Raw genomic sequence first — 3,019 nt, forward strand, 5'->3', positions numbered from 1 at the left:
TTGGTCAGCGTACCGCCGAGCCAGCGCGAATTGACGAAGTACTGCGCGGAGCGCTTGGCCGCATCGGCGACGTTGTCCTGCGCCTGGCGCTTGGTGCCGACGAACAGGATGCGGCCGCCCTTGGCGACGGTGTCGCTGACAGCCTGCAGCGCCGTGTGCAGCAGCGGCACGGTCTGGGCGAGGTCGATGATGTGGATGTTGTTACGAGATCCGAAAATGAAATCGGCCATTTTCGGATTCCAGCGGTGAGACTGGTGACCAAAGTGCACGCCAGCTTCAAGCAGCTGGCGCATTGAGAAATCGGGCAGCGCCATTGGATCTATTCTCCGGTTGGTTCCTCCGGAAACGCGTGAGCAAACGGGCCTGACGGCCCGGTTGCCACCGGACGGCCTCTCGAGAGAGCCATGTTTCCGTGTGAGATGGCGCGGTATATAGCCGGATTTTGGCGTAACGCAAGGAAATTGGGCTGATTCCGGCCACGGAAACCGGGGCTGCGCGCGGCATACCCGATCGACGCCGCTGTATTCTGGCCCAAACCAGACTAAGGCCCGCCTCCAACCCGCGGTGCGACGACCTTCCCCTTCTCGGCGGCAGCGCTCCGCTCCGAGCGGTATTAAGGTAAAACTACCGCGGCGAGGCTGCTGCCGCGGGCCGGGCCTGCGCGCGATCCGCATCGAGCGTCGTCCGGAGCTTGCCGACATCGGCGAAGAATGCGGTCTCGTCCCGCAGCGGAACCAGACGCAGTCCCGGCGGCAGCAGCACATGCGAGACCGTCTGACGGCCGGAATTGGCGAACGCCTCCGAACGTTGCAGGGTCTGCACCGTCACCGCCGCGACCAGTAGCAGCATCACGACGATGCCCTTGGCGAGCAGATGCGTGCGGCCGACCTCGCGCAGATGCAGGAAACAAAGCGCTGCAAGCGCCACCCAATTGGCAATGTAGATGTCGTTGAAGGCGACCGGCCGGGTGACGGAAAAGGCCGCGAACTGCGCGAGCTCGGTATAGAGCCAGAACGCCAGCACGACGGTCTCGGCGATCAGCACGTGGCGCAGGAAGTGCGACTGGCCCGAGAACAGGCGCGACAGCAGCGACCACATGCCGATCCAGATCAGCGCGGTGCCGGTCAGCATCAGCGCCGGCAGCATGTAGTCCGACGGATGGGATTCGGCGGTCTGCGCGAACCAAGTCGTGATCGCATCGATCCCGAGCAGCAGCGCGCCGAGCACGAGCGCCGCGACGGCCGGCAACACATGACGTCCCGATTTCACCAGTCGCTCGTGCTCGACGGCGTGGCTGGTCTCGCGGATGCGGATCAAGGTATGGCCGATGCGGATCGGCACATTGCCGTCGACGACGACGCGGGTCTGTCGGTTCTTGCCGCGGTCGAGGTAAAGGCCGTTGGCGCTGCCGAGATCCTCGACCACGAGGTGCCCGTCCTCATCGTGAAACACCTTGACGTGCCGCGCCGCCACGTAGGGATCGTCGAGGACGACGTCGTTGTCGTAGCTGCGGCCGATGCTGAGCTCGCGCGCGTTGATGCGGAAGCGCCCGGTGACGTCGCGGTGACGGGAGAGAACCTCGACCCAGATCATCTGACGACCTGCAGACCTTCGAGGAAGCGCTGACCGAGCTTGATCGCATCGTCGTAGCCGACCGCCTGCAGGCTGAGGCGGGAGACCAGCGCCTCGTCGCTCTGATCCTGCGTCACCGCGACCAGCACCACATCATACAGATCCGCGAACTCGCGATAGCCTTGCGTGCACCACATCACCCGCAATGGCGGGTGCGTCGAAGCTGGCGCGATGCCGACGAAATCCTCGTGGCAATGCTGCGGCGTGTACCATTTGCGGTATGGGCCGCCGAGGCTCAAATAAGGCCGCGCTTTCGGCATCAGGATATTGGCGAACTGGAATTGGTTGAGGTCGATCGACTTGAAATAGGAATGGCTGATCTGGACGGCGCCGGTGTCGAGATCCGACGCGATAAACACGCTGGCGTCGGCCGTGCAACTCGTCGTGTTGATGCGGGCGCGCGGCTTCGGCGACGCGCTGGCGTTGGTCTGTGACCAGCATTCGAACCAGGGCGCCTGGGTTTCCGGGGCCTGGTATGGTCCGAACGCGTCCGACCGGAAGCCCTGCTCCGCCAACGATCTGTACAGCGCGGTCCGCCAGCTGCCGAGCTGCGCGGTGACGTCCTTGCGCAGATCCTCCGGCGTCGCCTGCTGCGTGCGGCCGCGTGCCAGCAGTGCGGCGGCGAAGCGCGCCGGCACCAGGAAGCTGATGAGCTGCCGGTCGCGGCGGGTGGCGACGTTGATGCCGACCACCTGCCCCTGCGGATCGACGGCCGGGCCGCCGCTCATGCCCGGATTGAGCGCGCCGGTGAAATGGATGTGCTCATTGTAGCTGTGCTCGACGAGACCGTTATAGGTGCCCTCGATGATGGTGAAGCCGAGGTCGAGCGGATTGCCGAGCGAGTAGAGCCGCTCGCCCTTCTGCAAGATGCCGTCCAGCGCTGCCTTGTCGAAGGTGAAGAATGGCGCATCGTGCTTGTCGACGCGCACCAATGCCAGATCATTCGGCAGATCCACCGCCAGCAGCGTCACGTCGCCATGGCTGCCGTCGGCCGCAGTGTATTCGAGCCGATAGGTCTTCGGCTCCAGCGCCACGTCGGACACCACGTGGTAATTGGTGATCGCAAGTCCGTCGGAAGAGACCAGGAAGCCCGAGCCGGTCGAGGTCTGGCGGCCTCCGCCGACGACCAGGGTGCGGATCTGCAGGAGGCGCGGCGGCGCCGAAGCATAGACGCCCTCCGCGCCGGAAGGTGCGTCGGCGGCGGCGGTTGCGATGCTGCAGGCCATCAAGACGACCGCGCAACACCCCCGAAGCGCGCTCACGACATTGCCAACCGACATTCCTGCACGCCTTCGCAAAACGTCAGCACGGACATTTGCGCCCTATGACCACCCTGTGCGGCGGGCAATAGCCAAAACGGCTTCAGGTTGCAACCGCGGCCGTCCCC

General features: G+C 64.9%; 3 protein-coding genes. All 3 read right to left on the bottom strand.

What is annotated here, in order from left to right; translation table 11 throughout:
• A partial coding sequence (rpsB, locus tag WA702_RS04755) for a 30S ribosomal protein S2 (RefSeq protein ID WP_425109382.1) occupies positions 1-314 on the bottom strand: 314 nt, incomplete at its 3' end.
• A 310-nt stretch (positions 315-624) separates the two neighbouring features.
• Entirely contained in the window at positions 625-1,593 is a 969-nt protein-coding gene (locus WA702_RS04760) for an FHA domain-containing protein (protein WP_425109383.1), read from the bottom strand.
• A complete protein-coding gene (locus WA702_RS04765) occupies positions 1,590-2,858 on the bottom strand; it encodes a S1 family peptidase (protein ID WP_425109384.1) in 1,269 nt (422 codons plus the stop codon). The genes WA702_RS04760 and WA702_RS04765 overlap by 4 nt, the downstream gene beginning before the upstream one ends.
• Between the last annotated feature and the right edge of the window lie 161 nt (positions 2,859-3,019).

It is taken from the genome of Bradyrhizobium sp., from assembly GCF_049798375.1.
In the GTDB taxonomy this organism is placed as follows: Bacteria; Pseudomonadota; Alphaproteobacteria; order Rhizobiales; family Xanthobacteraceae; genus Bradyrhizobium.

What these genes read in the sequence shown, in the direction of transcription:
- WA702_RS04760 (WP_425109383.1), bottom strand. Translation starts at nt 1,593, where the DNA reads ATGATCTGGGTCGAGGTTCTCTCCCGTCACCGCGACGTCACCGGGCGC.
- WA702_RS04765 (WP_425109384.1), bottom strand. Translation starts at nt 2,858, where the DNA reads ATGGCCTGCAGCATCGCAACCGCCGCCGCCGACGCACCTTCCGGCGCG.